Origin of the sequence: Neobacillus fumarioli NBRC 102428 (assembly GCF_001591485.1) — a bacterium.
Classification (GTDB): domain Bacteria; phylum Bacillota; class Bacilli; order Bacillales; family Cytobacillaceae; genus Neobacillus; species Neobacillus fumarioli.
In genome coordinates, this window is record NZ_BCUZ01000188.1 from 1 (window position 1) to 3570 (window position 3570).

Sequence of the window (3570 nt, forward strand, 5' to 3'; positions counted from 1 at the left end):
TTTTACGCTTACCTATATAGCGAAATAGGGTGGTAAAAAATGAAGGGAATCATTTGCAAGAATTCACAAGACCTTGCTAAGTCAATTCATGAATGCCAAAAGACCCAACATAAACGATACACGTTGCGGCCATTCAATCGGTATGACCACGAGAAAAGCATGTGGTGGCTTATCCCATCCACCGAGTATCCAGCCTATAGGTACGGAAAGTATTTCGTTTGTGAAAATGGAGACGGAACATATTCCGTTGGATTACATGTTGAAAAGGGGTTAGAAAAGGCTGTCGAACACAAACGGGAACTAATGATGGATGATACTTGGACATGGCATTGTTTTGTTAAGGCGTTAAAGAATGGCGATATCGAGAATATCCTGCGTGACATCAATCGGAAGGTAGATGGTAAAGTAGGGATTGAGATTAGAGTAGAAATTCCTGACTTAAAGGAAACGTGGGAATATGAATTGCAGGGGGAAAGGTTTATAAAGAAGGGAATAGAAAAAGAGGTAGATATTAAAAAAATTCCTGGTAATATTATCAATACACCTAAAATTGAATGGTATTGGGTGGACTTTTACATAACATTTACCTTCCAAAAATGTAATCAAGACAATAATGGACATGAATTAAGTGACTATGAAATTGTGAAAAATCTCTTGGAATCATTGGAAACATGGGTTCGATAGCGTTTGAAACCTAACGGTTAGCCTTAATGAACTACCCATGTAACGGAAAATCTTGAGGGTAGTAGACAATTTGATTTTTTTCACTAAAATGTCCGAAAACCCAGTCATATCAAGGTTTTTCAGGGGTATCAACTTTCGGAAAACATAAACCTATATATTAGGCAAAAAATTGGACAAAAAACTTAAATTGAAATGTCAAATGTTTCGAGCAGAGGAAAAACATATTACACTTCAGTTTTGAAATGGCACTGTAAGATTGAATTATGTTTTTCCCTGCTTTGCTGTTAATCAAAGCGTGGAACGGGACTTCCACGACACTCGAAATGCCAGGCGATTCACCAAAAACATGAAACATTCCCCTTTTGCGGATGTATCAAAGGCAAATGTGATATATCGTTTTTGCGAACTTCCTAATGAATATATAATAAACGCCCAGCGTTGAGATAACGAATTCCAGCCACACTACTTGGTTTGAAGAATTTTAAGTGTGCCTATTGATAACTGAAGTTGAAATCGCTAATGGTGATATTACAGAAACATCCAAATGAAAAGAGCCAAGTGATATTGGCTCTATTGCTTAGAAGAGGGTATTAATAATATCAATATCCTCACTTGAAAGAGTTTCCGTTTCACCTTGGTTTTCTTTGATAGTTAGCGATTTCTTTTCAAGTAGATGGGAATTTAGAAGTAGTCGGTAGACAATTTTTTCGACTTTTGTATCTAAATCTTCATTGGCTTCTACATTCTGCATATCTGCTTCGACTAACTTGCAAATGTAACGGCTGACATTTTCTTTTGTCTTCAGATATTCATAGACATGGTAGAATTCGTCCTTAAAGCTAATTGACATTTTATTTCGAGACAAGTCCCTTTGCCTCCATGATTTTCAGGTAGCTTAGCACATTTGAATAGGCTCCATCGAAATCAATAACAGCTAAAGGAAATTCACGTAGGATTGCTTCTTTCAGCAGAGTACTTCCACCCCCACTGGCTAATAATGTCGAATTGTTAAAAGTCAGTCCTCTGCTCTTTGCAAAATTGAGAATCTCCCTAACATGAGAGGAAATAAGGTTCTCGATGATTGTTCTGCTATCCTCCTGTTTGATTCCATTTGCATATAGATAACCGTCTCGTAGAATTTGTTCGGCATCGTCTTCAGATATAGAAATGCCATATTTTGCATACTTTGTGGTCAATTCTTCTACAATTTTAGAACGTAGGATGTTAATGCCCTGTGTACTGACAAACATGGAATCCAATCTGGGGACGAGGGACTGATACTCACAGAAATTCACATTCAATGAGCCAATGTCAAAAACAATCACCCGCTTGTTACGGTACTCATTGATGTGGGAAAAAATTCCCTCAGTACCTTCTGGTAAAAATAGAACGGACTGAATCCGAAATATAATTGCCTTACCATTAACACGCAACGAAACAGGCTTTTGATTATTTAAAATGAAGTCCTCAAAATCCTGTCTGAATTTTGCGTTCTTGTAATGGCTTAACGGAAGATTAACGGCTAATCGGATAGTTGGTATGCCAGAATTGAATAGACTCGCTTTTTCAAGGAATTTTGCAATTGCAAGATATATGCAGAGCAAATGTTCCTTTGTATTCTTAGATAGACTAAAATCACTTCTATTTTCTGAAACACTATCACCTATGAGATAATTTTCTCCTTCAATTTCCAATAAATAGTTATTTACTGCAATCTCAATTCCCAAGTTTTCTACTTGCTGTACTTTTGTGCGAAAGCGTACCTTTTGTAGCGTACCGTTGATATACGATACTGATTTGGTGCTGTGCTTGCCAGAGTCAATTGCGATGGCTAATTGGTTTGTCATAATGAATGATTCCTCCTTGAATTTTGAGTTTGTGTATCATAAGCAAATGAAGGAGGAAATAGTCGGACTTGTACGATTAACCTTGTCGTATATCGTGCTACAAATCGTACAATGTATCCCTGCCCTCGTTGTTGAATACAAATATTAACATATGAGTAAGGAAATTATATAAAACGTTATAGAACCGTTTTTCTATTTAACGATTGCTATTTGTTCGGTATTCTCCTTACATGAAACGAAAAATTTCACATGTAAAGGAGGATATATTTATCGCAAATGACACACGAAGACTATTTTAAGGAATTGAAGGAGCAAATACTTATTCAAAACAAATGGGATAACGAGAACTTCATCGTGTTTTCCCACGAAGCAGGTACAGGGAAGAGCAGACAAACGCATCGTATCCTTGCTGAAATGACAAAAGAACATGATTACCGAGTTCTATATGTGCAGTTGTTTGTGAAAAACGAAGAATTGGTCAATACGGTAAATGCAATTAATCAGTATGCAGGAAAGGAAGTAGCTTGGGGTATCGCTGGAGATGATATTCGAAAAAAGAAGCACAGACAACAAGCAGTCGAATCACAATGCTTATGCGTCCCGCATCGCATGTACCAAATGATATGTAAGGGTGAGCACAGAGAACTCGTCAAGGACCGTGACATACTGATTATAGATGAATACCCCAACTTATTGGAAAAAGTGACTCTCAGTTGTCAAGATATTGGAGACATATTTGTAACAAACGATGGCGATGATTGTCATGAAATTGATGAACTTGCAATCATGCTAAGAAAGGTGGTAGGTGAGAATCAGAAAAAATGCAAAACAAACACAGAGATGGTCTTTCTCGACTTTCGCTTGGCTGAATACGAACGATTTAAAATGATAGTGAAGAAACTCATAAAGACAAGCAAAAAGGAACAAATTGAGAGGCTAAAAAAAGTACAACAGATTCTTGCAAATGGTGCTTACTTCTATGAAGGGGGCTTGCATACATTCGATTCTTCCTGTGAATTGTTTCTTCGTAAGCGTAAAA

The 3570-nt window shown here is 37.0% G+C and carries 4 protein-coding genes; 2 read left to right on the forward strand and 2 right to left on the reverse strand.

All coding sequences use genetic code 11. The features are described from left to right. Positions 1 to 39 precede the first annotated feature (39 nt). Positions 40 to 684: a hypothetical protein gene (locus tag BFU02S_RS15205; protein WP_066372464.1), complete on the forward strand. Its 645-nt coding sequence runs from the start codon at positions 40 to 42 to the stop codon at positions 682 to 684. A 577-nt stretch (positions 685 to 1261) separates the two neighbouring features. On the opposite strand, the gene BFU02S_RS15215 is transcribed toward BFU02S_RS15205, so the two are convergent. Further along, the gene (locus BFU02S_RS15215; RefSeq protein WP_066372470.1) at positions 1262 to 1549 is read right to left on the reverse strand and encodes a hypothetical protein; all 288 of its coding nucleotides are present in this window, start codon (positions 1547 to 1549) and stop codon (positions 1262 to 1264) included. After that, positions 1536 to 2531, reverse strand: coding sequence for a ParM/StbA family protein (locus BFU02S_RS15220; protein ID WP_066372473.1), 996 nt, complete (start codon positions 2529 to 2531; stop codon positions 1536 to 1538). Before BFU02S_RS15220 ends, BFU02S_RS15215 begins: the two co-directional genes overlap by 14 nt. Before the next feature lie 276 nt (positions 2532 to 2807). On the opposite strand from BFU02S_RS15220, the gene BFU02S_RS15225 reads away from it, so the two are divergent. Beyond that, positions 2808 to 3570: DEAD/DEAH box helicase family protein (locus BFU02S_RS15225; protein ID WP_157075963.1), on the forward strand; the 763-nt coding region annotated here is incomplete at its 3' end.

What these genes read in the sequence shown, in the direction of transcription:
- BFU02S_RS15205 (WP_066372464.1), top strand. Translation starts at nt 40, where the DNA reads ATGAAGGGAATCATTTGCAAGAATTCACAAGACCTTGCTAAGTCAATT.
- BFU02S_RS15220 (WP_066372473.1), bottom strand. Translation starts at nt 2,531, where the DNA reads ATGACAAACCAATTAGCCATCGCAATTGACTCTGGCAAGCACAGCACC.